Source organism: Sphingobium aquiterrae, assembly GCF_037154135.1.
Taxonomy (GTDB): domain Bacteria; phylum Pseudomonadota; class Alphaproteobacteria; order Sphingomonadales; family Sphingomonadaceae; genus Sphingobium; species Sphingobium aquiterrae.
Window position 1 is genome coordinate 75148 of the sequence record NZ_JBANFL010000019.1, and the last position, 24112, is coordinate 99259.

General features: G+C 64.4%; 26 protein-coding genes and 1 tRNA gene. 12 read left to right on the top strand and 15 right to left on the bottom strand.

What is annotated here, in order from left to right; all coding sequences use genetic code 11:
- Positions 1-154 precede the first annotated feature (154 nt).
- Both traD and WFP78_RS18650 read left to right on the top strand, forming a co-directional pair.
- Positions 155-460, top strand: coding sequence for a conjugal transfer protein TraD (gene traD / locus WFP78_RS18645; protein WP_039581926.1), 306 nt, complete (start codon positions 155-157; stop codon positions 458-460).
- A 22-nt stretch (positions 461-482) separates the two neighbouring features.
- Positions 483-719: a conjugal transfer protein TraD gene (locus WFP78_RS18650; RefSeq protein WP_039578519.1), complete on the top strand. Its 237-nt coding sequence runs from the start codon at positions 483-485 to the stop codon at positions 717-719.
- Positions 720-721: 2 nt separating this feature from the next.
- Here WFP78_RS18650 and WFP78_RS18655 read toward each other — a convergent pair whose 3' ends face one another.
- The 4 genes from WFP78_RS18655 to WFP78_RS18670 all read right to left on the bottom strand — a co-directional run bounded on the left by WFP78_RS18655 (position 722) and on the right by WFP78_RS18670 (position 4289).
- Positions 722-1549, bottom strand: a complete 828-nt coding sequence (locus WFP78_RS18655; protein WP_039581929.1) for an NYN domain-containing protein — start codon at positions 1547-1549, stop codon at positions 722-724.
- Between the two features lie 81 nt (positions 1550-1630).
- Positions 1631-3145 carry a HEPN domain-containing protein gene (locus tag WFP78_RS18660; RefSeq protein WP_039578523.1) on the bottom strand — a complete coding sequence of 505 codons (1515 nt, stop codon included), beginning with the start codon at positions 3143-3145 and terminating at the stop codon, positions 1631-1633.
- Between the two features lie 8 nt (positions 3146-3153).
- Positions 3154-3780 (bottom strand): hypothetical protein, encoded by a 627-nt coding sequence (locus WFP78_RS18665; protein ID WP_039581932.1) that lies wholly within the window; start codon positions 3778-3780, stop codon positions 3154-3156.
- A gap of 182 nt (positions 3781-3962) precedes the next feature.
- Positions 3963-4289 carry a hypothetical protein gene (locus WFP78_RS18670; RefSeq protein ID WP_160292453.1) on the bottom strand — a complete coding sequence of 109 codons (327 nt, stop codon included), beginning with the start codon at positions 4287-4289 and terminating at the stop codon, positions 3963-3965.
- On the opposite strand from WFP78_RS18670, the gene WFP78_RS18675 reads away from it, so the two are divergent.
- Complete coding sequence (locus WFP78_RS18675) at positions 4283-4798, top strand: DUF4304 domain-containing protein (RefSeq protein WP_081997468.1); 516 nt, start codon at positions 4283-4285, stop codon at positions 4796-4798. The genes WFP78_RS18670 and WFP78_RS18675 overlap by 7 nt on opposite strands.
- A 43-nt stretch (positions 4799-4841) precedes the next feature.
- Here the strand turns inward: WFP78_RS18675 and WFP78_RS18680 are convergent, their stop codons facing one another.
- Positions 4842-5162 (bottom strand): helix-turn-helix domain-containing protein, encoded by a 321-nt coding sequence (locus tag WFP78_RS18680; RefSeq protein ID WP_009820704.1) that lies wholly within the window; start codon positions 5160-5162, stop codon positions 4842-4844.
- The gene (locus WFP78_RS18685; protein ID WP_228383728.1) at positions 5152-5523 is read right to left on the bottom strand and encodes a type II toxin-antitoxin system RelE/ParE family toxin; all 372 of its coding nucleotides are present in this window, start codon (positions 5521-5523) and stop codon (positions 5152-5154) included. Before WFP78_RS18685 ends, WFP78_RS18680 begins: the two co-directional genes overlap by 11 nt.
- Before the next feature lie 480 nt (positions 5524-6003).
- Between WFP78_RS18685 and WFP78_RS18690 the strand changes: the two genes are divergently transcribed.
- Complete coding sequence (locus WFP78_RS18690) at positions 6004-6207, top strand: helix-turn-helix transcriptional regulator (RefSeq protein ID WP_037521612.1); 204 nt, start codon at positions 6004-6006, stop codon at positions 6205-6207.
- Positions 6208-6267: 60 nt separating this feature from the next.
- Here the strand turns inward: WFP78_RS18690 and WFP78_RS18695 are convergent, their stop codons facing one another.
- The 3 genes from WFP78_RS18695 to recJ all read right to left on the bottom strand — a co-directional run bounded on the left by WFP78_RS18695 (position 6268) and on the right by recJ (position 9622).
- Positions 6268-7503, bottom strand: coding sequence for a tyrosine-type recombinase/integrase (locus tag WFP78_RS18695; RefSeq protein ID WP_039578538.1), 1236 nt, complete (start codon positions 7501-7503; stop codon positions 6268-6270).
- Between the two features lie 163 nt (positions 7504-7666).
- Positions 7667-7742 (bottom strand) — tRNA-Glu (locus WFP78_RS18700).
- A gap of 113 nt (positions 7743-7855) precedes the next feature.
- Positions 7856-9622, bottom strand: a complete 1767-nt coding sequence (recJ, locus tag WFP78_RS18705) for a single-stranded-DNA-specific exonuclease RecJ (protein ID WP_336965722.1) — start codon at positions 9620-9622, stop codon at positions 7856-7858.
- 162 nt (positions 9623-9784) lie between these two features.
- On the opposite strand from recJ, the gene WFP78_RS18710 reads away from it, so the two are divergent.
- Both WFP78_RS18710 and WFP78_RS18715 read left to right on the top strand, forming a co-directional pair.
- Entirely contained in the window at positions 9785-10723 is a 939-nt protein-coding gene (locus WFP78_RS18710) for an ABC transporter ATP-binding protein (protein WP_336965723.1), read from the top strand.
- Entirely contained in the window at positions 10720-11487 is a 768-nt protein-coding gene (locus tag WFP78_RS18715) for an ABC transporter permease (RefSeq protein ID WP_336965724.1), read from the top strand. The genes WFP78_RS18710 and WFP78_RS18715 overlap by 4 nt, the downstream gene beginning before the upstream one ends.
- Positions 11488-11598: 111 nt before the next feature.
- On the opposite strand, the gene WFP78_RS18720 is transcribed toward WFP78_RS18715, so the two are convergent.
- Positions 11599-12756 carry an N-acetyltransferase gene (locus WFP78_RS18720; RefSeq protein ID WP_336965726.1) on the bottom strand — a complete coding sequence of 386 codons (1158 nt, stop codon included), beginning with the start codon at positions 12754-12756 and terminating at the stop codon, positions 11599-11601.
- 144 nt (positions 12757-12900) lie between these two features.
- Between WFP78_RS18720 and WFP78_RS18725 the strand changes: the two genes are divergently transcribed.
- Positions 12901-13965 carry a fatty acid desaturase family protein gene (locus tag WFP78_RS18725; protein WP_336965728.1) on the top strand — a complete coding sequence of 355 codons (1065 nt, stop codon included), beginning with the start codon at positions 12901-12903 and terminating at the stop codon, positions 13963-13965.
- A gap of 76 nt (positions 13966-14041) precedes the next feature.
- Here the strand turns inward: WFP78_RS18725 and lptG are convergent, their stop codons facing one another.
- Positions 14042-15145 (bottom strand): LPS export ABC transporter permease LptG, encoded by a 1104-nt coding sequence (gene lptG, locus WFP78_RS18730; RefSeq protein WP_336965730.1) that lies wholly within the window; start codon positions 15143-15145, stop codon positions 14042-14044.
- On the bottom strand, positions 15142-16356 hold the full coding sequence (gene lptF / locus WFP78_RS18735) for an LPS export ABC transporter permease LptF (protein ID WP_336965732.1): 1215 nt from the start codon (positions 16354-16356) through the stop codon (positions 15142-15144). The genes lptG and lptF overlap by 4 nt, the downstream gene beginning before the upstream one ends.
- A 133-nt stretch (positions 16357-16489) precedes the next feature.
- Here lptF and WFP78_RS18740 point away from each other — a divergent pair, with 133 nt between their 5' ends.
- The 4 genes from WFP78_RS18740 to WFP78_RS18755 all read left to right on the top strand — a co-directional run bounded on the left by WFP78_RS18740 (position 16490) and on the right by WFP78_RS18755 (position 19585).
- Positions 16490-17008 carry a DUF2141 domain-containing protein gene (locus tag WFP78_RS18740; RefSeq protein WP_336965733.1) on the top strand — a complete coding sequence of 173 codons (519 nt, stop codon included), beginning with the start codon at positions 16490-16492 and terminating at the stop codon, positions 17006-17008.
- A gap of 25 nt (positions 17009-17033) precedes the next feature.
- Positions 17034-18008 carry an acylglycerol kinase family protein gene (locus WFP78_RS18745; RefSeq protein ID WP_336965735.1) on the top strand — a complete coding sequence of 325 codons (975 nt, stop codon included), beginning with the start codon at positions 17034-17036 and terminating at the stop codon, positions 18006-18008.
- Between the two features lie 23 nt (positions 18009-18031).
- The gene (locus WFP78_RS18750) at positions 18032-18520 is read left to right on the top strand and encodes a hypothetical protein (RefSeq protein WP_336965736.1); all 489 of its coding nucleotides are present in this window, start codon (positions 18032-18034) and stop codon (positions 18518-18520) included.
- Positions 18521-18661: 141 nt separating this feature from the next.
- On the top strand, positions 18662-19585 hold the full coding sequence (locus WFP78_RS18755; protein WP_336965737.1) for a hypothetical protein: 924 nt from the start codon (positions 18662-18664) through the stop codon (positions 19583-19585).
- Here WFP78_RS18755 and WFP78_RS18760 read toward each other — a convergent pair.
- The 3 genes from WFP78_RS18760 to WFP78_RS18770 all read right to left on the bottom strand — a co-directional run bounded on the left by WFP78_RS18760 (position 19542) and on the right by WFP78_RS18770 (position 23294).
- A complete protein-coding gene (locus tag WFP78_RS18760) occupies positions 19542-21536 on the bottom strand; it encodes an ATP-binding protein (RefSeq protein WP_336965739.1) in 1995 nt (664 codons plus the stop codon). The genes WFP78_RS18755 and WFP78_RS18760 overlap by 44 nt on opposite strands.
- Before the next feature lie 137 nt (positions 21537-21673).
- Positions 21674-22945: a serine palmitoyltransferase gene (gene spt / locus WFP78_RS18765; protein WP_336965741.1), complete on the bottom strand. Its 1272-nt coding sequence runs from the start codon at positions 22943-22945 to the stop codon at positions 21674-21676.
- Positions 22946-23051: 106 nt separating this feature from the next.
- Complete coding sequence (locus WFP78_RS18770; RefSeq protein ID WP_336965743.1) at positions 23052-23294, bottom strand: acyl carrier protein; 243 nt, start codon at positions 23292-23294, stop codon at positions 23052-23054.
- 200 nt (positions 23295-23494) lie between these two features.
- On the opposite strand from WFP78_RS18770, the gene WFP78_RS18775 reads away from it, so the two are divergent.
- A complete protein-coding gene (locus WFP78_RS18775; RefSeq protein ID WP_336965745.1) occupies positions 23495-24016 on the top strand; it encodes a Pycsar system effector family protein in 522 nt (173 codons plus the stop codon).
- Positions 24017-24112 lie beyond the last annotated feature (96 nt).

The following is a 24112-nucleotide window of genomic DNA, read 5'->3' on the forward strand; positions in this document are numbered from 1 at the left end:
GCCTTAAGCGCACGTCGGCACGACGTATAAGCGCGCCCTTCTCGAAATTTTCTCGGACGGGACTAGGCGGTGTCAGACTGTCACGGCGACTCTGCTGCGCTGTGGGTAGTATCATCTTATCATGATCGCATCGTCACTCAATGGAGACTTTGCGATGCGTAAACCCCGCGATTTTGATTCGGAACTCAAAGCCCTTGCCGACAAGGCCAAGGCGCTCAAGGAACGGCGTGTGCGACAGCTTGGCGAACTGGTGACGGCTTGCGGAGCCGATGCGCTCGATGCCGATCTGCTGGCCGGGGCGCTTCTTCATGCCGCGACGGTGAAGGATGCCGCCACAAAGGAGGGCTGGCGCAAGGCAGGTTCGGCCTTCTTTCACGGCAAGGGCGGCAAGCCTGCGGGCGGACCTGTTGGCCAACAGAGCGGCACTCTCCCGCTCGACGGCGGCGCGGCATCGGCTTGAGGCACGAAAGGCGCGAACCGACATGCGGGACTGGGCCGTCAAACGCCGTGAACGCACGCGGCATCTCATTGAACTCGGCGGCCTCGTCATCAAGGCGGGACTGGCTGAACTGACCGACGATGACCGCGCCACGCTTTACGGCGCGTTCCTCACGGTCGCGGACAGGTTGCGCGGCGACGAACGGGGAAACGCGCTTGCCCTCTGGCAGCGCAAGGGCAAGCGCGCATTCGAGGCGGAGCAGGGCGGAATAGACGGCTGATGCTATCGGCTGGGTTGCTGGGAATGTTCCTTGTTGCGCTTGTCCGCAACATAGCTTTGCCCGTTCTCGACGCGCGCTATGTCGAACAGCCCCGTGGCTTCGAACAGCGCCGTGAAGTTCCTGACGCCGTAGTTACGCGGATCGATCGGAGCCTGCCTTCGCGCGGCGAGTCCCGCCGCCGACATAGCCGCCCAGCCATCTTCTCGGGCTGTGGCCTCGACTGCCCCCCGTAATATGGTCACGAGTTTGGTGTCTTGTGACAGCGGCTTTCCCGCTGGTTTCGCGACGGGCGCTGGCTTTGCCTTGTCTCCCGCTTTTGCCTTGGCTTTGGGCTTTGTCGCCGGTTCCATGGGTGCGGCCGCTACCAGCGGTTCGTCCAATGTGTCGAGATAGAGGAAGGCCGTGCAGGCGTTGACGAACGGCGCGGGCGTCTTGCGCTCGCCAAAGCCGTAGACCTCATGCCCATTGGCCTTGAGTTGCATCACAAGCGGCGTGAAGTCCGCATCGCTCGATGCGAGGCAGAAGGCGTCGGGCTTCTGGGTATAGAGCAATTCCATAGCGTCGATCACCAGCGCAATGTCGGTGGCGTTCTTGCCGCTCGAATAGCTGAACTGCTGAATGGGCCGGATCGCGAAATCGTGCAGCTTGTCCTTCCAGTTCTTGAGGCCCGCGCTGGCCCAATCACCATAAGCGCGGCGAATGTTGGCCGTGCCATATTTGGAAAGCTCCGCCAGCATTTCGGCGATCTTGCTGTGCGGCACATTGTCCGCGTCGATCAGCAGCGCAATCCTGCGATCCGCTGTGCTGCGCGTCCGATCCTCTAATTCCACTTTATCCCCCCAAAGCGCGATGGCGATATTCTTGCGTACCGGCATCCCGAATGCCACCTGAATCGCGCAGACGAATGCCGCCTATTGCGGCACCTCCATCGTCACGCTGCCGCCAGGTAGCGCCTGATACTCGATCGTCGCCACGATGGGCGGGCGGCTCTTGTCGCAGTAGCGCACAGTGATGATGCCCTCCCGGATCGCGGGACACAGGCCGGAGCCATAGAGAATGTCCGCCAGCGCATCGAAGGTGGTCGCCTTCGCGCGATAGGCTCCGGTCCATCGCACCGCCCAAATGTCATCGTTGGCCTTGACCCGGTAGCCAGCCCTCTGCGCAACGTCCATGACCGCGCCAAGCACGGTGTCCGCGCGCACGTCGAAGTCCAGCACGGCGGACAGGTCTGCGGGTTTGGAACGGACGGCCTGCGCGGACTTCATCCGCCATAGCGTTGCCTCTGCGCCAGCCATGAAAAGGCACAGGCCGATCATCGCCAAGGGCAAATGGTCAACCCCGCGCTTGAGCCCGTCCGACCGCCAGAAACGGCGAACCGGAATGAGCGGATTCCACCGGCTCCGTGGCGGGGCGACATGTCTCACGATCCGCCATGTGCGTTGCAGCATGTTCGCACTGTGAGCAGGTCGGGACGGAGCTATCGCCGTCGTCGGCTCCGCTGGTGGCGGAAGCATTGGGGCTGGCAGGCTTGCGGCAAGCGACGCCTGATGGTCGGCAACGGCGCACGCCGCACGGTCGGCCAGTATCTCCACCCGCGCGAACGCCCACGCCAGTTCCTCTCCCGAAATGCGGTAGGATCGCCCATAGCGCGCCTCGACATAGGCGCGGCGGATGCAGCCGAATGCGCGACGTTCGAACCGGCTTTCTCGCGGCCATGCCGAACACAGGCGCGGGTCCAGTGCTTCCGCCGCCTCGCGCAGTTCATCCAGCGCATGGGTGCGCGGCGCGTGCAGGCTGATCGAGTGCAACACGGCCAGATAGAAATGCTCGCACGCCTGATGCAGCATCAGCGCCGCCATCGGTGCATCGCCCCGCTTTCGATAAAAAGCCGCGCCCGCCAGAAAATCCGTTCCGCGCTTATGCCACTGGATGAACTCCGCGACGCCCCGGATAGCCCGTTCCCGCACCGGAAGGCGGCGCGGCTCTTGCAGCCGCAAGCCTTCCATCTGGTAGAGCGCGATGCCCTGTTCGGCGATCGTGACGAAATAGGGATTGCCCTCGACAAGAGCACCGTTGATCCGCTCAAGGCTTTCTACGGACAGCCGCACCGGGCGGGCGATCTCGCCATGCTCCCATGCGCGGCGAAGCCGGTCGCGCACCAGCCGCCAGTCGCGGTCGCTGCGGGCGAGGCGGGGATCGTTGACGATCGCCAGCAGCCGGAATGCTTCCCCCGGCGCGACCTCTGCCCAATCCTTTTCTGCATGGGGACCGTGCAGGATCAGGGTGAGGATGCGGCCCGCCCGGAAATGTTCGGAGCATCGGCCCTTGGTCGTTTCCTCGAACGTCTCGAACAGGATCGTGGTGATATGAAGAAGCTCATCCCGGATTGGGGTGGGCAGATGATCGGCGTTGGTACGCAGCATCATGACTGCGCCTACTGTGGGCCGCGCTGGCAACCCTTCGGGCGTGGGTGGCCGGTCACGTCATGGACGCGGTCCACCAAGGCACGCACAAGAGGCGTGATCGTGGCCGGGATGAAGCCACCCGTCTGGGGCCGGTCTTCCTCCCAATCGTCATAGTGATAGCCCCACTTCCAGTAGGGCGAGAGAACCACCGCCAGCCGCGCCATGTCCGGGCAGTCATGGCCGAAGCCGCATGCATTGGCGTAGGCCAGCGCCTTGGCGATGTCCTGCTTGATGTGCTGGGCGTTCCATTCATCGGCAAAGCCCACGTCCAGCAGATAGGCGCATAGCGCCTGCTGACAGACGAAGCCTGCGTAATGCAGGGCTGGGTTGGAAAACCGGCTTTCGTGGAAAGGAACGACTTCCGTTAGCGACCAGCGCCGTTCCGCATTGTGATAGCGGAAGCGGCTGATGCTCCGCCCCTCTTTCGTGCGCGCAATGGTCGCGGGTTCGTCCTCATAGCGTTGGTGAAGCGACGCCAGCGCACCGCTCCAGGGTGAGGTGATCATCGGCATGGCGACCGACGCGACGGTCATACCGCGCAGCAAAGCGCGACGGGATGTAACGATTCTCGAATCGCTCGCTCGGAAGCTTGTCATCAGCCTGCCTTCCTTCAGCCATTCCAAGACGGAATGCCCGCCCGGAATCGATAACCGGCACCGCTTATAGCCCGAAAGGCAAGAAATATGCAATAAGAGGTGCCGGTTACTCCGCTTCAGGTTGAACAGGTGTCATGCACGGCTACGACGACAATATGGGAAGACCACCGCTCAACTTGAAATCAACCAATGTCCGTTTGCCCGAAGGTCTGGGCGATCGGATTGACAAACTGGTCGGGCGTCAGCGGCGCGCTGCCTTCATACGGGAAGTGCTTGAACGCGAAGTGGAGCGTTTGGAGGTCGAACAGGGTAAAGTCGGATAACGCCGAAATACCGCTGACGGAACCCCCTAATGATGAGGTTGTCGGATGCCACGCCAATCCGACAGTGTTTCTCAGGCAGTCGGGCAGCAAAAATAACTGTATAATGCCGTGGTCAGCGGAAACCCTTGGATTTGCGTCGCCCTTCCTGACGGGATCATGTGTTTTCCGACAGAGTGTTAATGTCAACAACCCGTCCTCCATTATCTTCTGTTATAAGCCGGACTGTAATATTTATGGGGGTGGCGAGTATGCCGGTAAAATCGCTGGGCGATATTTTTGGAACCTCACTTCATCGCGCCATATTGAAAGCAAGAGGCTACACCAAGGTAGGACGGACTTTTCGATGTGAGCGGCAAGATTTTACCGAGATGCTTATGATTCAGGGTAGCTCTTGGAACTCTGGGGTAGAACCATGGGAGTTCTACATTGATGTTTTGGTAGCCTTTCCAGACATTCCCTTGAGGCCGACGATACGGGGGGCGAACTATCACGCCAAAGGACGCATTGATGCCATTGTGGCAGATGCCCCTCCCAGCTTCCAATTGAGGGCTAATGATCTAGATCGCTTGGTTGTTGAAGTTGGGCAGCTTGCAACGGAGGCTTCCATTCGTTTGCCTGAACTGCTGCGACCAATCCAAGCTCGCGCACGTCAGGGGCTTTTTTCTCCTATTCCTCTGCCGGATTCGTGGCTTTGATGGTCAGGTTGTCCGAAAATCAGGTGAATTGCAGCACGTCGCTTCAGGCGACAGCCTGCAACCCCTTGCGCTGGATGATCGACAGCAGGCGCAGGGCAGGGCCACCGGGCCGCTTCACGCCACGCTCCCAATCGGACACGAGATTGCGCGAGACATTGAGATAGGCGGCGAACACCGGCTGCGAGACATGCTCGCGCTCGCGGATCGCCCGGATTTCATCACCTGCCAGCGCCGGGGCCGGGGCGAGGCACGCCTCGTCAAAGGTCCGCAGCGTCGCGCGCGACACCACGCCCGCGTCATGCGCGTCACTCATCATCTCATGGATCGCGCCTGCGATCTCGCTGCGATAGCCCTTATCCTTCATCACCGTTCCCATCGTCTATCTCTACCAGCGTTCCCGACGCCATCAGCCGGTCCAGTTCCTCACCGCTCCATTCCAGCGCCTCGCTCGCGGCCTTGCGGAGCAAGGCCAGGTCGACCTTTGATATGTTCGCCTGCGCATTCTTGGCGAACCCAAAAGCGAAAATCGCTCTGTCACCCTGCCTGAACAGGATCAGCGTGCGATAGCCGCCTGACTTGCCTTGCCCGGTGCGCGCGACGCGCTGCTTGATAACGCCGCCGCCAAGGTCGGCATCCACCAGACCGCTTTCCGCGCGCTCCACCGCCTTGCGAAGCGAAGCGTCCGCAATCCGCTTCCTTGCGCGCGAAGCGCTCGAACCATCCATTTTTGAAGATGCGCGAAATGGCGGTTCTCCTGCTTCTGTCACTGCATATAACACTTAGCGTTATAGTTCAACGCGGATGGGACGGGGCGATACGGTATCGGCTTCCTTGACAACGAACAGGTAGCGAGTGAGCATGAGTTCCTGCTTCACGACGCTTGCGGCGGTGGTCCTTTCAAAGGAGCATCCTATGACAGACTCGGCCTAGCGCCTTTTGGCTGCCCCCCGGAAAGGGGCGGCTGCGAAGGCTGCGCATGGGATTTTGGCACAGAGTGGGAAAAAATCTGCACTGATCGAGGTCAGTGAAAAGCCTATGCCAAGTTCCGCCGTTTTCCGCCGCTGACCGCCGATTGCCGCCAGCGTCCACCGTAACCTCAAAGCGGGACAGCCTGCGCGCCCGGAAGGCTCTTGTCCGGGACGGTAAGGCATCCAATGCTCGTGGCCGGGGGCGCGTGCAACATCCTGAATTGAAGAGATTGCCCCATGAATAGCCCTGACCGTATCATAAGACTGAAAACCGTTCTCGCCCGCACCGGGCTTTCCCGCACGACGCTCTATCGCAAGATGGGCGAAGGCACTTTTCCCCGCCAAGTGAAGATCAGCGTCCACGGCGCGGGCTGGCGCGAGTCCGCTATTAACCGCTGGATTGCCGATCCGGTAAGCTACCGGGAGGAGTTGGGCGTTTGATCCTGTCGCCGTGCCTTCGTCTCTTGTGGGCGAGGGCACGGCGATGTTGACAGCTTGCAATCAGGCGGCTTGGCTTTTCACCTTCCCGAATTTGCCGGTCACGACCTTCTGCCCATCGCGCAGGAAATCGAGATGGTCGGACCAGTGCTGCATCATGCGCACGCGCTCATCCCAATACTCGCCGCGTGTATAGGCGCGGCGCACGGCGTTGTTGTCGCAGTGGGCAAGCTGGCGCTCGATCGCGTCGGGATGCCATAGGCCCATCTCGTTGAGCAAAGTCGCCGCCATTGCCCGAAAGCCGTGGCCGGTCATTTCATCCTGCGCGAAGCCCATGCGCCGCAGGGCGGCGTTGATGGTGTTCTCCGACATGGGCCGGTCAACGGAACGCAGCGACGGGAACAGGAAGCGGCTATAATCCGCATCATGCTCGATGGTTTCGAGGATCGCGAGCGCCTGCCGGGATAGGGGGATGGTGTGGGCGCGGCGCATCTTCGTCTTGTGTGCCGGGACCGTCCACAGCGCCTTGTCGAAATCGAAGTCGGCCCATTCGGCATGGCGTAGCTCGCCGGGGCGAACGAACACATGGGGGAGCAATTGCAGCGCCGCCTTGGTGTTGGCGAAGCCCTCGAACGCCTCGATGGCCCGCAAGAGGCCACCTGCATTGTCGGCGCTGGTGATAGCGGCCCTGTGGACGGGTTGGGGCGCGATCAGTGCCCCGCGCAAGTCGGCGGCCACGTCACGTTCTGCGCGGGCGGTAGCGATGGCATAGCGGAATATCTGGCTGCATGTGCTGCGCAGCCGCTTGGCTGTCTCATACTTGCCCTTGCCCTCCATCTTGCGCAGCATGGTCAAAACCTCCTGCGCGGTGATGGCGGTGATAGGTCGCTTGCCCAGCGACGCATTGATGAACGCCAGCAGCCAGCGCAGTTTCTTCATCGTGACGGCGGAGCGGCCTTCGCGTTCGACCTTCACCAGCCATTCGTCGGCCACGGCCTTGAAGCTGTTGGACGCCGCCACGGTCGCGGCGATGCGATCCATCTTGATCTTCTCGGCGGGGTCATCCCCCTTCGCCAGAACCTTGCGGGCGGCGTCGCGTTGCTCGCGGGCGTCGGCAAGGCCGGTGTCGGGATAGACCCCGAAAGCCAGCGTCTTCTGCTTGCCCAGATGGCGGTAGTTCATCCGCCAGTAGCGCCCGCCATTCGGCGTCACATAAAGGAACAGGCCATCGCTATCGGTGAGCTTGTAGGGCTTGGCTTTGCTCTTGGCGTTTTTGATCGCAGCGGCGGTAAGCGCCATGATGGTATCTCCTTTTGGGGGAGGGCCGCGCTACCATCAGACATACCATCAATATGCTGGTATCCGGTGGTCCAAGACCGCTCCGTATGGGATACCTATACCACGAAAAACCGCAGAAATCCGCCGTTCCCGGCACCTTCTGATACTCTCTGGGAGAGTATTTTGGTGACCCCTACGGGAATCGAACCCGTGTTTCAGCCGTGAAAGGGCCGCGTCCTAGACCGCTAGACGAAGGGGCCACGGGCGGCGCCACGGATGGGCGTCGCCAGAAGCGAAGGCGGCCTTAGGGGGTTCGATTGGTGGGGTCAACCCTCTTTGCAGTCTTCGGTGACGGGCGCGTGCGTATGTCGAGTCAATCTGCCCAGGCGGCGTCCTCCACATGCAGTTCGGCGGCGGGGCGCGGGCCCCAGTCATCGATCTTCGCGCGGCCCGCCAGCCACAGCCGCCGGTCGCGCGATGCGCCGAGCAGGGCCTGGCCTAGCGGGCTTTCCGCCTGCCGGAAGGCGACCGTCTTGATCGATCGGCCATCGTCGCCGGCCACGATCGCGCGGACATGGCCCGTGCCCACGATGTCGGCGCGGATCAGGCGCACGGGGCCGGTGGCGATCCGCGGCGCGGGCCATCCCATGCCATAGGGGCCGCCCGCCTCGATGGCGGCGACGAAATCGGGGTTGACGCCGCCGGGGCTCAATACGGCGTCGATCAGCAGGGCGCGCTCGCCTGAAGCGCGCGCGACGTCGGCGGCAAGACGGCTGTCGAGAAATTCGGCGAGGGCATCGACCCCGCCCGCAGCGACGGTAAGGCCGGCCGCCATCGCATGGCCGCCGCCCGCGACCAGCAGGCCGCTGTCCTTCGCCGTGAGCACCGCCGCGCCCAGATCGACCCCGGCGATCGACCGGCCGGAGCCCTTGCCGACGCCCGCCTCGTCCAGCGCGACGACGATGACCGGGCGGCCCAGCTTTTCCTTCAGGCGGCCGGCAACGATGCCGATGACGCCGGGGTGCCAGCCTTGCCCGGCGACCAGCGCGACGGCGCGGTTATGCTGTGCCTCTGCAAGCTTTTCGGCTTCTTCCTGCACCTGCGCCTCGATGGCGCGGCGTTCCTCGTTCAGGCGGTCGAGTTCGGCGGAAATGGCGGCCGCTTCCTGCGGGTCTTCCGTCGTGAGCAGGCGCACGCCAAGATCGGACCGGCCAACGCGTCCGCCCGCATTGATGCGTGGCCCAAGCGCGAAGCCCAGATCATGGCACAACGGCGCGCGGTTGAGGCGGCTGGCGGTGATGAGCGCGGCAAGGCCGATATTGCGCCGCCCGGCCATCACCTTGAGCCCCTGCGCCACGAAGGCCCGGTTGAGCCCGCGCAGCTGCGCGACATCGGCCACGGTGCCGAGCGCCACCAGATCGAGCAGGTCCATCAGCCGGGGCTCGGCGCGGCTTGCAAACCAGCCGCGTGCGCGCAACGTGCGCAGCAAGGCCGCGCCCAGCAGGAAGGCGACACCGACGGCGGCGAGGTGGCCATGGGCCGCGCCCTCGTCGCTCTCGTCCAGCCGGTTGGGGTTCACCAGCGCGAAGGCGGCGGGGAGGGCGGCGGCGCATTTATGATGATCGACCACCACTACGTCCACGCCCGCGTCGCGCGCCATCGCCAGCGCCTCGAATGCCTGCGCGCCGCAGTCCACGGTGACGATCAGCGTTGCCCCCTGCGCGCCCAGCCGCACCAGCGCCTCGCCCGACGGGCCATAGCCTTCCATCAGCCGGTCGGGGATATAGCTGCCCGCAGCCAGGCCAAGGTCGCGCAGCAGGCGGACAAGCAGCGCCGCGCTGGTCGCGCCGTCCACGTCATAATCGCCGAAGATCGTCACCTGCTCGCCGGCCTGCACAGCATCGGCCAGCCGCTCGGCCGCGCGGTCCATGTCGCGGAACAGGCTGGGATCGGGCATGAAGGCGCGGATGGTGGGGTTGCGATGCTGCTCCACCGCGTCGCGCGGGCAGCCGCGGCTGAGCAGCAATTGCGTCACCAGATCGTCGGGCTGGAAGCCGGGATCGCGCCCGTCCGTTCCGGTGCCGCGCCAGTGCCAGGGTTGGCCCAATATGGATCGGGCGATGTCGAGCGCGGGTTTCATGCCGCCCTCCCTAGCGTGTGGGCAGGGCGGCGTCACCCTTATCCGCAAATGCGCCGGCATCCGCAAATATGCCGGGCGATGCGCCGATAGATGTCGGGCACGCGCTTGCAATATCGGGACTGCCCCTTACTTCTCTGCCAACGACAGGGGCATATTTTTCCTATGGCATCCATCATCGATATTTCGGGGCTGACCAAGCGTTATGCCTCCGGTTTTTCCGCGCTGAAGGGCATCGACCTGCAGATCGAGGAGGGCGAGATCTTCGCGCTGCTTGGCCCCAATGGCGCGGGCAAGACGACGCTGATCTCCATCGTCTGCGGCAATGTGCGGGCGAGCGACGGCACGGTGACGGTCGCCGGGCATGACATCGTGCGCGACTATCGCGGCGCGCGCAGCGCCATCGGCCTGGTGCCGCAGGAACTGCACACCGATGCGTTCGAGCGGGTGATCGACACGGTGCGCTTCAGCCGCGGCCTGTTCGGCAAGCCGCGCAACGATGCGCTGATCGAGAAGATCCTGCGCGACCTGTCGCTGTGGGACAAGCGCAACAGCAAGATGCTGGAGCTGTCGGGCGGCATGAAGCGCCGGGTGATGATCGCCAAGGCGCTTTCCCACGAGCCGCGCGTGCTCTTCCTGGACGAGCCGACCGCGGGCGTCGACGTGGAGCTGCGCCGCGACATGTGGGGGCTGGTGCGCCAGCTGCGCGAGACCGGCGTCACCATCATCCTCACCACCCATTATATCGAGGAGGCCGAGGAGATGGCCGACCGGGTGGGCGTGATCAACAAGGGCGAGATCATGCTGGTCGAGGACAAGACCGCGCTGATGCAGAAGCTCGGCAAGAAGACGCTGACGGTGTTCCTCACCGAGCCGCTGGCCGCGCTGCCGCCCGCGCTTGCCGACTGGCAGCTGACGTTGAAGGCGGACGGTAACGAGATCGAATATCTGTTCGACACACGGGCGGAGCGCACAGGCGTCGCGTCGCTGCTCCGCACGCTGGGCGACCTTGGCATCGGCTACAAGGATCTCGACACCCGGCAAAGCTCGCTGGAGGATATTTTCGTCAGCCTTGTCCACCAGCAGCCGGAGGTCGCGGCATGACCCTCAATCTCCACGCCATCAAGGCGATCTATTTCTTCGAACTGCATCGTTTCGCCCGCACGCTGCTCACCGGGCTCGCCGTGCCGGTCATCACCACCTCGCTCTATTTCGTCGTGTTCGGCGGGGCGATCGGGTCGCGGATGACGCAGATCAACGGCATCCCCTATGGCGCCTATATCGTGCCGGGGCTCATCATGCTGTCGATGTTCACCGAAAGCATCTTCAACGCGAGCTTCGGCATCTACATGCCCAAATTCACCGGCACCATCTATGAGCTGCTCTCCGCCCCCGTCTCCGCCGTGGAAACGGTGATCGCCTATGTGGGCGCGGCGGCGACCAAGTCGATGACGGTGGGGCTGATCATCTTCGCCACCGCCCATCTGTTCGTGGACCTGGAGGTGCAGCGGCCGGTTGCGATGTTCGCCTTCATGGCGCTGATCGCGATCAGCTTCTGCCTGTTCGGCTTCATCCTCGGCATCTGGGCACAGAGCTTCGAGCAGTTGCAGGTGATCCCGCTGCTGGTGGTGATGCCCATGACCTTCCTGGGCGGCGCCTTCTATTCCATCCACATGTTGGCGGAACCATGGCGCACGATCACCCTGTTCAACCCGATCGTGTATCTCATCAGCGGCTTCCGCTGGACCTTCTTCGGCAAGGGCGACGTAGGTATCGGCTTCTCGATGGCGTTCATCGCCGGGATGATCGCGCTGTGCCTGTGCGTGATTGGCTGGATGTTCCGCAGCGGCTACCGGCTGAAGAAATAGGCCGCGCGTGCCGTGGTGTTCCTGCGCAGGCAGGAGCCCAGGATACTGGACGCGGCGTTGCGTGTCGGGCCCTGGGCTCCTGCCTGCGCAGGAGCACGGCAGGGGGGGGGCTTACAGCGGCTTGGCGTAGATCTGGTAGACCTTGTTCACATGGCTGTTGATCGCTTCCGCGATCGCGACCATCCCCTGATTATCCTCCAATATCCAGCCGATCTCGCCGCGTGTCGCGCCATATTTGGTGATGGCGTCGCGGCGGATGAACTCGATCATCATGAAGGCGAGCTGGCTGGCGAGGCGTGAGGACTGCAGCTTCTGCACCACGCCCATCAACGGCACGCGCATGGTGCGCACCTGTGGCTTGCGCAGCCACCAGAGCAGCTTCGCCCAGCCGAAGGGGAGGAGGTTGCCGTTCAGCGGCTTGATCGCTTCGTTGAGGTCGGGCAGGGTCATCATGAAGGCGACGGGTTCGCCGTCCACCTCCGCGATGCGGATCAGGTCTTCGAACACGATGGGTTTCAGCTTCTTGCCGGTAAAGGCGATCTCCGTGTCGGTGATCGGCACGAAGCCCCAGTTCTTGCCCCAGGCGTCGTTCAGGATCGCCATGATGATGGCGGCTTCGGACTCGAATTTCGCCTTGTCGACCTTGCGGATGACGATGCGCGGGTTCTTCTCGCCCGACTGGACGATGCGCTGGATCAGCGGCGGGAAATCCTGGGTGATGTCCAGCTCATAGGTGTTGAGCTGCTTCACCGGTTCATATCCGGCGGCCTCGATCCATGGCTGATAGGCGGCGCTGTTATGCCCCATCATCACCGTGGGCGGATGATCGTGGCCCTTGATGAGCAGGCCGGGCTCTTCCCAGACGGAGAGGGAGAGGGGGCCGAGCGCCCGCGTCATGCCCTTGCCGCGCAGCCACTCTTCGGCGGCGGCGATCAGCGCGGCGGCGGTTTCCGCATCCTTCGCCTCGAACATGCCGAAATTGCCGGTGCCCGGCCCCATGCCCTGTTCCGGCGTGATGGTCAGCGCCAGCCGGTCGATATGGGCGGAAATGCGGCCGGTGATCTCGCCGCCGCGCCGGGCGAGGAAATATTGCGCCTCGGCATGGTCGAAAAACGGGTTCTTGCCCGGCGTGATCAGCGCGTGCGCCTCCCCCTTCAGCGGCGCGACCCAGTTGGGATCGTTCGCATAAATGGTCCAGGGCAGTGCGACAAAGGCCTTGATGTCGGCCTTGCCGGAAACGGGGGAGATTACTACGTCAGTCTGGGCCACGGCGCTGCCTTTGCGGAAGGGGTAGCGTAGCACTGCGTGGCTCGCGCATATTTTGTCAAGCGCGGCAACAAGGGATTTTCCGGATGATGCCTGTGTCAACTTGCTGCCACACTCTGCGCGCAATTGCCGCTTAGGAAAGGCCCCATGACAGCTCATAAGACGATTATCGCACCCGCCGCCGCGCGGGCGCCGATCCCGGACGATGCCGCGATGCTGCGCGCCGCCGCCGACCTGACGCGCGATCTCTCCGTCGCCAATCCGGCGATCTACTGGCCCGATTTCCTGGCGTCGACGCTGCTGGGCTATGGCGCCCTGGCGACCGCGATCCTGGCGCAGAATGTGGCGCTGGCAATCGGGGCCGGGCTGGTCGCCATGCTGGCGCTGTATCGCGCCTCCGGCTTCATCCATGAGCTGACGCATATCCGCAAGGGCGCGCTGCCGGGCTTCCGCTTCACCTGGAACCTGCTGGTCGGCATTCCGCTGATGATCCCGTCCTTCCTATATGAAGGCGTGCATACGCAGCATCATGCCCGCACCCGCTATGGCACGGCGAACGACCCGGAATATCTGCCGCTGGCGCTGATGAAGCCGTGGACGCTGCCGCTGTTCATCGTGGCCGCGGCGCTGGCGCCCATCGGCCTCATCCTGCGCTTCGGCGTGCTGACGCCGCTCTGCCTTGTCGTCCCCCCGCTGCGCCGTGTCGTGCGCGAGCAATATTCGGCGCTTTCGATCAACCCCGCCTATCGCCGTCGCGCGCCCGAAGGCGAATTCAAGCGGCAGTGGTTCTGGCAGGAGGCGGGCGCGTGCCTGTTCGCCCTCGCGCTGGTCGGCAGCGTCGCGCTTGTCGGCTGGAAGCCGCTGCTCGTCTATATGGCGGTGCATTCGGGCATGACCGTACTCAACCAATTGCGCACGCTGGTCGCCCATCTGTGGGAGAATGAGGGCGAGGCGATGACGGTGACGGCGCAATATCTGGATTCGGTGAACGTCCCGCCGCCCGCGCTGCTCGCGCCGCTGTGGGCGCCGGTGGGCCTGCGCTACCATGCGCTGCACCACCTGCTGCCCAGCGTGCCCTATCATGCGCTGGGCAAGGCGCATCGCCGCATGGTGGCGGTGCTGGGCGAACAGTCCACCTATCAGCGCGGCAATTATGCGGGCATGCTGCCGTTGATCGGCAAGATCGCGCAGAGCACGATGCGGGCGCGCTAGCGCGCCAGTCCTGTCGGATCATCTGTTGAACCGGGAAAAGGGGCGCGCGGGGAAACCCGGCGCCCTTTTCCCTGGCCTATTCCTCGGTGCGCATCAGCACCGTCTCGCCCACCAGCAGGAACAGCAGGAACGGCGCCCATGCGGCCATCAGCGGCGGATAGGCGCCCAGATTGCCCATGGCGAGGGCGAAATTGTCCGCCACGAAATAGGCAAAGCCCAGCGCCATGCCGATCACCGCACGGATGAACAGGCGGCCCGATCGCGCCAGGCCAAAGGCCGCGACCGACCCCAGCAACGGCATCAGTATCGAAGACAGCGGCCCGGAGAATTTGTGCAGCAGGCTTGCCTCCAGCGAGGCGGTGGGCCGGCCGGCATCCTTGAGGTCGGCAATCGCCTGCCGCAGCGGCTGCACCGACAGGCCGTCCGCATTCACCTTCGACAGGGTGAACTGGTCCGCGCGCACGCCGTCGCCCAGATGCACCGTGCCCAGCATGCGGGAGGTGCCGCGCGCCACATCGAATTGCTGCGCCTCCTCCAATATCCAGCCCTTGCCGGCCTTGCGGTCGAAGCTGCCGCGCGGGGCGCGGATGATGGTGATCAGGCTGTCGTTGATGCGGCGGAAAATCTCGATGTTGCGCAGCAGCGTGCCCTGGCCGTAGCCGGCGACGAAACCGGCGGTGATGAGGTCGCCGCCTTCGCGGACCCAGATGTTGGTCTTGACCCCGGTCTCGCGCGGGACGGGGCCGTAATCCACCGCCTCCCACAGGTCGAGCGCGGCGGTGGAGCGGGCCACCACCCGTTCGTTGAAGGCAAAGCTCAGCCCCGCAATGCCGATGGCCGCCACGATCAGCGGCGCCAGGATCTGGTGCGCGGACAGCCCGGCCGATTTCATCGCGATCACTTCGCTGTTCTGGTTCAGCGTCGCCAGCGTGATGATGGTGCCGAGCAGCACCGAAAAGGGCAGGAAGCGGGCAATGATCTGCGGCACGCGCAGCGCCACATAGTGGAGCAGTTCCGCATTGCCATTGCCCGGATGGGCCAGGATATCCCCGGTCTGGCCGAGCAGGTCCAGCGTCTGGAGCACCAGCACCAGCAGCGCGAGCACGGCGAAGCTGCGCACGAGGAACAGCCTGGCCATGTAGAAGGCCATGGTGCGGGACGGGAAGAATTGCAGCATCATTCGGGGGCCGGCTCCCTGTGCATCTTGCGCCGGCCGAAACGGATCATGCGGGCGAGCCATTTGCCGAATTTGGCGAAGGCGAATTCCAGGGCGGCGATGGGCTGGCCGCCGGCGCGCTGCGCGAGGACATGATACATCCACAGGATGAGCCCGGCGAACAGCAGGAAGGGCACCCAGAGCGCGAACAGCGGGTCGATCTTGCCCAGCGCGCCCACCGCTTCGGCATATTCGTTGACCTTGTGATAGGTGACGATGAAGATGATCGAGAGGAACACGCCCAGCGCGGAAGTGGAGCGCTTGGGCGGCACGGCAAAGGCGAGCGCGGCCATCGGCAGCAGCAGCATCATCGCCACCTCCACCATGCGGAAATGGAAATTGGCGCGCACTTCGTTGCGCAGCGTGGCGCTGGATGTCTCCGCATGCCCCACGCGCACCAGCTCGGGCAGCGTCAGTTCGCGGTCGGCATCGCCCCGGCCGCGGAAATTCTCGATCTTCGGCAGGTCGATGGGCAGGTCGTGGCTGGAGAAGCTGAGGATGCGCGGCGTGCGATATCCCGGTGCGTCATGGACGAGCACGCCATTTTTCAGGCGGAAGATGATGGTGTCCGGATCGTCGGTGGCCATGAAGGTGCCCTGCGCCGCCGTCACCGCCAGCGTCTGCCCTTCATTACCCTTCGCGCGCACGAAGATGCCGTGCAGGTTGCGCCCGCCATCCTCGCTCTCCTCGATGCGGATGGTCATGCGCTTGCCCAGGGTGGTGAATTCGCCGACCTTGATCGAGGCGCCCAGCGCGCCCGAGCGGAGCTCGAATCGCAGCCGTTCATAGGCGAAGCGGGAATAGGGCTGGGCAAAGCCGACGATCGCCAGGTTGATCGCCGCAAGGCCGATGGCATACATATAGGGTACGCGCAGCAACCGGCCGTAGGAGAGGCCGACGGCACGGAATACGTCCAGTTCCGAGGATGTCGCGAGCTTGCGGAAGGCGAGCAGGATGCCCAGCATCAGCCCGATCGGGATGCCCAGCGACAGATATTCCGGGATCATGCTGGCCAGCATCCGCCAGACCACGCTGACCGGGCCGCCCTCCTGCACGACGAAGTCGAACAGCCTCAACATCTTGTCGAGCACGAACAGCATCGATGCCAGGACAAGCGTGCCCAGGAGCGGAACGGCGATCAAGCGCGCGATATATCGGTCAGTGGCGCTCAGCATTTTCAATATGTGGTCGTTCCATCACCATGTTTTGGCCGCAAACGGTGCCCATATCAATCCTGCGGGGCGAACAGGGGCTTCGTCCGCCGGCCTTGGCGTCCGGCGGGCTATAGCTGCCAGGAGAGTGTTGGTCATGTTGAAAATTCCGGCCGTGTCGATGGGTGCCCTTGCGGCGCTGATCGTTGCGGCGACTCCGGCCACCGCAGGCGCCGCGCTTGGCCCCCAGGCCGCGGCATGCGACCGCAATGGCGCTGCCGTGCTGGTCCATGTCGACGGCTTCAAGGCGCGCACGGGCATCCTGCGCGTGCAGCTTTACGCCGCCAATGAGCGGACCTTCCTTGAAAAGCGCCAGTATCTGGAACGCATCGAAGTGCCCGTGACCCGTTCGGGCGCGATGGACGTGTGCGTGTCCGTGCCCAGGCCCGGCAATTACGCGCTTTATGTGCGCCATGATGTGGACGGCAGTGGCAAGAGCGACCGCAGCGATGGCGGCGGCTTTTCGGGCAACCCCTCCGTCAGCCTTTCGGACCTGGTGTTCAAGCGCAAGCCGGCGCTGTCGAAGACCCAGTTCGCGGTGGGCGATTCGACGCGCCGCGTCGATGTTGTGCTCAACTATGTGCAGGGCTTGAGCTTCAAGCCCCTGCGCGGCTGAGAAAGAGGAGGATCGGTTAGACATCATGGTATTGGTCGCGCTGCTGTCCAACCCCAGGTCGACGGGCAACCGGCAGACGCTTCCGCGTGTCCGCAGCTTTTGCGCCAACCACCCCGACATCTTTCATTATGAAGTCGAGCATGTCGACCAGATCGGCCGCGCGCTGCAGACCTTTGCCCGGATCGAACCGGCCGTCATCGTCATCAACGGGGGCGACGGCACGGTGCAGGCCGCGCTGACCGAATTGTATCAGGGCGAGCATTTCAAGGGCAAGGTGCCGCCCATCGCGGTGCTGCCCAATGGCAAGACCAACCTGATCGCGCTCGACCTTGGCATTCATGGCGACCCGATCAAGGCACTGGAGCGGATCGTCGACATCGCCAAGACCGGGGTCGAGGATCATGTCGTCGCGCGCGAGCTGATCGCGCTGACGGATGGCCGCGCCGAAAGCCGGCCGGTGCTGGGCATGTTCCTGGGCGGGGCCGGCCTGGCCGACTACATCCTCTATTGCCGCAACAAGATCTATCCGCTGGGCCTGTCGAACGGGCTCAGCCATTTCCTGACGGCCATCGCTGTGCTGGTGTCGCTGATCTTCGGCCTGCGCGCCTCGTTCATGCCGCCGCGGGCGCGACCGGTCAGCATCTCCCTCATTCGCGACGGGCAGCTTGTCGGGAAGTTCGCGGTGCTGATCGTCACCACCCTGGAAAAGCTGCTGCTGGGCGCGCGGCCCGGTGCCTCGGGCGGAGGGCTGGGCAGCCTGAAGCTGATGGCGGTCGACCATAATGTCGGGTCGTTGTTGCGGCTGGCGGCCTTTGGCCTGATGAAGCGCAACGGACCGCGCCGGATGCAGGGCATCCATCTGGAACGCGGCGACATGATCCGTATCGAGGGCGATCGCAGCAACGTCATCCTGGATGGCGAACTGTTCGAGGCGAGCGAGGGGCGGCCGATCGTGCTGCGCTCCACCGCGCCCGTGCCTTTCCTGCGGCTCGCGGCCTGAGGCGGTCGGCGATCCGGCTGCATTTGCCGCGCGCGCGGGCAAGGCATGTCTTTGCGCTGGCCCTGCCCTGTATCGCGGCCCTGTCGGCACCGGTCGGCGCCCAGTCATCGACGGCGCTGGCGCTGGAAAAGGCGCACATGATGACATCGCTGGACCGTTGCGGCACATCCTCCGGTGGTCGTGATGATGCGGAGGTCATGGTGTGCGGGCGCAGGCGCGCGCCCGACCGGTATCGCCTGCCGCTGCCCGTGGAACGACAGCCATTCTCGGGTGGCCAGCATCATCCGGGCGAAGCGCCAAGGGCGACGGCGGAAGCCGATCCGTTGGCGCGCTGCGGCATCTTCCAGGGCCAGAGGCGATGCCGCAAGGCCGAGGCGCGGCAATATGGCTATGGCGGCGGGAATGATCCGCTGAGCGCCGCCTTCAAGCTGGGCACGCTGCTGCTGGACCCGGACGCGGATGTCGCGCCTGTCGTGGCCGTCCCGAAGGCCGCGGTCCGATTGCCGCGATAGGCTGTCCGCCATGCCGCATGACGTGATCGTTCCGCGATCCTCGCCATAACCGGATTTCCATTCTAGAGCATTTTCAAGTCAGGTGGAGTCCCCTGACGACTCGGAAAAATGCAGAAAATAAAAGACAAACAGAGCATTGCCATGGCCACTTCCCTTGCCGATCTCGTCGCCGCCGAACTGGCCGAGCCTGCCGATCCACGCGCGGTCGCCATGGCGGCGGCCATCGCCGCGCACTATCCCGGAGCGGCGCGGGCCGTGCTGTTCTACGGTTCCTGCCTGCGGGAGAAGAATCTCGACGGGCTGATGCTCGATTTCTACCTGATCGTGTCCGACTATCGCGCTGCCTATGGCAAAGGCTGGCTGGCGACCGCGAACAGGCTGATCCCGCCCAATGTCTTTCCCTTCGCGCATGAAGGGCTCGCGGCGAAATATGCGGTGCTCAGCGAGGCCGACTTTGCGCGCCTGTGCGGGCCGGACGCGGACAATGTCTCCGTCTGGGCGCGTTTCGCGCAGCCCACGCGCCTGCTCTGGTGGTCTGACGAAAGCGCGCGCGCCAGGGCGGTCGCGGCGGTATCTCATGCGGCGCCCACATTGTTCGCCCTGACATTGCCGATGCTGCCTGCCGGGCAGGACGTGACGCCGATCGCTGTCTGGAAGGCCGGGTTCACGCTGACCTACAATGCCGAGCTGCGTGCGGAAAAGACCGGGCGCTCGGTCTCCATCGTCGATTCCGATCCGGCACGCTATGCGCGCATCGGCATGGCCACGCTTGCAGCATTGGCCGGGCAGGCGGGCGTCGATCCCCATGGCACGGTGCCCAATGCGGCCTCGCCTGCGTCGATGGCGCGCCGCTGGCGGGCCTTGCAGCGGCGGGGGAAGCGGTTGTCCGTCCTGCGCCTGGCCAAGGCCAGCTTCACATTCGCGGGTGGCATCGATTATCTGGCGTGGAAGATCAATCGCCATGCGGGGACGGCCATCGTCATCCGCCCCTGGCAGCGGCGCTGGCCGCTGATCGCCGCGCTTACTCTGCTGCCGCGCTTGTTTGCGAGCCGTGCGGTGCGCTGATCGCCTGAGAAATGGCGGCGGCCAGCGCGCCCAGCGTATAGGGTTTGCGCAGCACGATATGTCCTTCGAACAGGCTGCTGTCGCTGCTGTCGCCGGTATAGCCGGTGACGAACAGCACCGGAATGGCGCCATGGGCGGAACCGAGCTGCCGGATCATTTCCGGCCCGGTCATGTCTGGCATCATGACGTCACTGATGATGAGGCCGACGTCGCGGTGGCGCTTCAGCATGGCCGCTGCCTTGGCCGGATGATCGCAGGCCACCGGCAGATGGCCAAGCTCCTCGATCGCGGCGATCGTCTGCGTCAGCACCCGTGGGTCGTCCTCCACGATCAGGATGCGCGTGGGCGGCAGGGCAATGTCGTCGCGCGCCGCGCGCCGCGACTGGGCGGCATTGTCCAGCGTGCCCACCACCACCCGGCGCGGCAGGTAGAGGTGGACGCGCGTGCCCTTTTCCGGCGTCGATTCCATGCGGATCTCGCCATTGCACTGGCGCACGAAACCGAAAATCTGGCTGAGGCCCAGGCCAGTGCCCTTGCCCACGGGCTTTGTCGTGAAAAAGGGTTCGAAGACGCGTTCGAGCACCTCGGGCGTCATGCCGCAGCCGGTATCCTCCACGGTCAGCCGGACATGATCGCCCGCCGAACATTCGCCCACCTCGCCGGCGGCCAGCGTGACCTGCCTGGTGGCGATGGTCAGCGTGCCGCGCCCGTCCATCGCGTCGCGCGCATTGACTGCAAGGTTGAGCAGCGCATTTTCCAGCTGGTGCCGGTCGGCAAAGATCGCCCATCCCTTCGCCTGCAGGTCGAGCGCCACCTTGATCTGATCGCCGATGGTGCGGTCGATCAGGTCGGTCATGCCCGTCACCAGCGCATCGGCGTCCAGCGCGGAGGGCAGGATCGGTTCCGCGCGCGCAAAGGCGAGCAGCCGGCGGGTGAGCGTGGAGGCGCGATTGGCGCCCTCCATGGCGTTGTCCAGGTGCCGCTCGGCCAGTTGGGGTTCCTGGTGGATCTTGCGCTTGGCCAGTTCCAGCCCGCCGACCACCACCGCCAGCATGTTGTTGAAGTCATGCGCGATGCCGCCGGTGAGCTGCCCCACGGCCTCCATCTTCTGCATCTGGCGCAGGCTTTCCTCGGCGGCGGCGCGCTCCGTCGCCTCTTCCTTCAGGCGCGCGTTCGCGGTGCTCAGTTCGCTGGTCCGCCGGGCGACGGCGTCTTCCAGGTCGTCGGCCCGCGCCGCTTCCGCCTCGGCCAGCGTCCGCGCCCGGCGCCGGTCGGCCATTGCGGTGATGGCCACCCAGGCGGCGAACAGGGCCGATACCAGCAGGGCCAGCCCCACAAGGCTGTATGTGTCGGAAAAACGCTTGGTGCGCGCGCCGGCCTGGTTGACGGCGTCGCTGCGTTCCCGCAGGCGCGCCTGCTCCGCCTTGATGATGCGATCGAGCAGCAAGTCGATGCGTTTGAGGTTTTCCGCCTGGCCCGCCTGGTGGAACTGGGCGAGCGCTGCCATCTTCTGGTCATAGGTGGTGCGCAGGCCGATTTCGGTCAGCAATGCGCCGCGGTCCTTGTAGGCGGCCTTCAGGCCGGTGATCGAGGCGCGTTGCCAGGGGGATGTGCGGGTGGCGAAGGCGAGCGCCTTCAACTCCTCGCCGGCGTCCCGCCACTGTTCCTGGAACAGGCGGCCGGTATCGGCATCCATGCCGATGACATAGCGCGACAGGGTCGATTCCGCCCGCGCCATGCTGGCGTCCAGCCGGCGGACGAGGGTGATGACTTCATAGCTGTGGCGCTGTTCGTCCAGCGCGGTGTCGCGGTCGGTCGCGGCCCTGCTGGCGTAGAAGAGCAGCGCCGCGAGCGCACAGACAAGCATCGCGCCGACCAATACTGGGAGCGTGATGCGTAAGCGGACACGCCACCATTGTGGCTCTTCCACCGATATGGATGCGACTTCCATCCGCGCGACCCTAATCCACAACCGGAATCAGGGAAAGCGGATTTGATGCGCCGCTCTGCCCTGTTTTCACGTCAAGACGTTTGGGCGGCCAAAACCCGCCCCGGATGCCAGTGTCGGGCGCCGGACTTGGCGGCTCCTCAGGCGAGGGCGCCGGTCGCCTTGCCCGCAGCCGCGAACATGCCGAGGATCTGCGTCACCTGATCGCTGCTATGTTCCGCGCAGAGCGAGCAGCGCAGCAGGAAGGTGCCGGCGGGCGTCGCCGGCGGGCGCGCCATGTTCACATACAGGCCCAGTTCCAGCAGCGCCTGCCACATCGCGACGGCCTGGGTCTGGTCGGTCAGGATGACGGCGATGATGGCGGACTGCGGCGTCTTCGTGCCCAGCGTGAAGCCCATGTCCGTCAGCCCCTTGTGCAGGCGGCGGCTGTTCTCCCAAAGATGCGCGCGCTTGTCGCCCGCATGCATCAGCTTGCGGATGGAGGCGGCGGCGGTCGCCACGACGCTGGGCGGCAGCGATGCGGTGAACACATAGGGCCGGCAGACGAGGCGCAGCACTTCGAACTTCGGGTGGTTCGACACGCAGAAGCCGCCGACCGTGCCGACCGACTTGGAGAAGGTGCCGACGACGAAATCGACATCCGCCTCGACGCCCTGCTCCTCATAGACGCCGCGGCCATTGGGACCGAAAAAGCCCATGCCATGGGCTTCGTCCACCAGGATCATGCAATTGGGGTGCCTGCGTATGGCGGCCACCATCTCGGGCAGCGGCGCAATGTCGCCCAGCATCGAATAGACGCCTTCCAGCACGACCAGCTTCTGCGCATCGGCGGGCAGGCGGCCCAGGCGCTTGTCCAGATCCTCGACGCTATTGTGTCGGAAACGGACGATTTCGGCGTTGCCCAGGGCGCAGCCGTCATAGATCGACGCATGGCTGTCCGCATCCAGCACCACATAGTCGCCCTTGCCGGCGAGCGTGGAGATCATGCCCAGATTGGCCTGATAGCCGGTCGAAAAGACCATGGCATGATCGGTGCCGTAAAAATCCTTCAGCGCGTCCTCACAGGCCTTGTGGCCCTGATAGGTGCCGTTCAGCACGCGGCTGCCGGTGGTGCCGGCGCCGAATTCGTCCAGCGCCTGCTTGCCCGCCGCGACCACGTCCGGGTCGAAAGTCATGCCCATATAGTTGTAGGTGCCGAGCAGGATCGTCTCCTTGCCCTTGATGACGGCCAGCGTCGGCGACTTCACCTCGTCCATGACGATGGAAAAGGGGTCGCGCACGCCCGTCGCCAGCAGCGCCTCGCGCTCTGCGATCAGGGCGTCGAACTTGGAGAACAGGTCGGTCGTCGCGGCGGGGGCGTCGTCGGCTGCTGCGGCCCGGGGCGTGATGGAGCTATGTGCGGCGTCGTTCATGTGCATCAATCCGTTCGGTTCAATCCTCCGCCGGTGGCGCCTGCAAGAGAAGCCCTATCGTCCTTCTCTGCGCTGCCCGCCGAACGGGGGTGGGAAGAGGGGGCGGTCAGCCCTTCAGCTTGGCGACGGCATCGACCAGCTGGCCGATGGTCTCGATCTCCGCCTGCATGTTCATGGTGATGATGATATCGAATTCATCCTCGATCGCCGCGACGAAATCCATGACGGTCAGGCTGTCCCACTCCAGATCGCCGGCGAAAGTGGTCGCCTCGCTCAGCGGGGCCTCCTTCTTGTTGAACGGCGCGATCTGCGCCGCCACGCTGTCGAATATCTGCTGGCGATCCGTCATGGTCTGCTTTCTTGCGAAAAGGGTGCGCGGGTCTGTGCCCAATCTGTGCCCTTTGGCAAGGGAATAAGGCGGCAATCGGGCATCATCTTGCCGTAATGTGCAGATGGTGCGATGCATCGGCCATGATGGACCGGCCACAGCCTGCAACAGATCCTGCAACAGATCCTGCGGGGGAGCATGGGGGAGAGCGCGCAAAGGCCGTGGCGGGCCGCCCGCTGGTGCCCAATGCGGTGCATCTGGTGCGCACGTCCATGGCCAGCAATCTGCAACTGAGCCAGATGGCCGACCAGAAAGCGAACATGGTGATGGGCGCGGCCTTCCTGGTCTTCACCCTGTCCGTCGGGCAGCTGCGCACGGGCACGATGCTGCTGCCGGTGGCGATCCTGGCGGCGGGCGCCTTCGTCGCGGCGGTGTTCGCCATCCTCTCCGCCATGCCCAAGGTCACGCATATCGACGGGCCGATCGGCGAGGATGCCAACATCATGTTCTTCGGCATCTTCACCAGCCTGTCGGAAGACGCGTTCATCGACCGGATGATCGACCGGCTGGACGATGACGAGACGCTCTACCGCACGATGCTGCGCGACATCTACCAGAACGGGCAGGTGCTCCAGCGCAAGAAATACCGCTTCCTCGGGTTTGCCTATCGCGCCTTCCTGACCGGCCTCTGCCTCAGCTTCATCGCCTTTCTGGGGGAATGGGCGATGGGGCGGATGGTTTAAGGGTTGTGGGGATTTAGGATTCCCATTTTGTTGGAGTTGTGATTCACACTCCGGATGTAACGCTTTGTATTGACGGACGCCCAATGGGCGAAGATG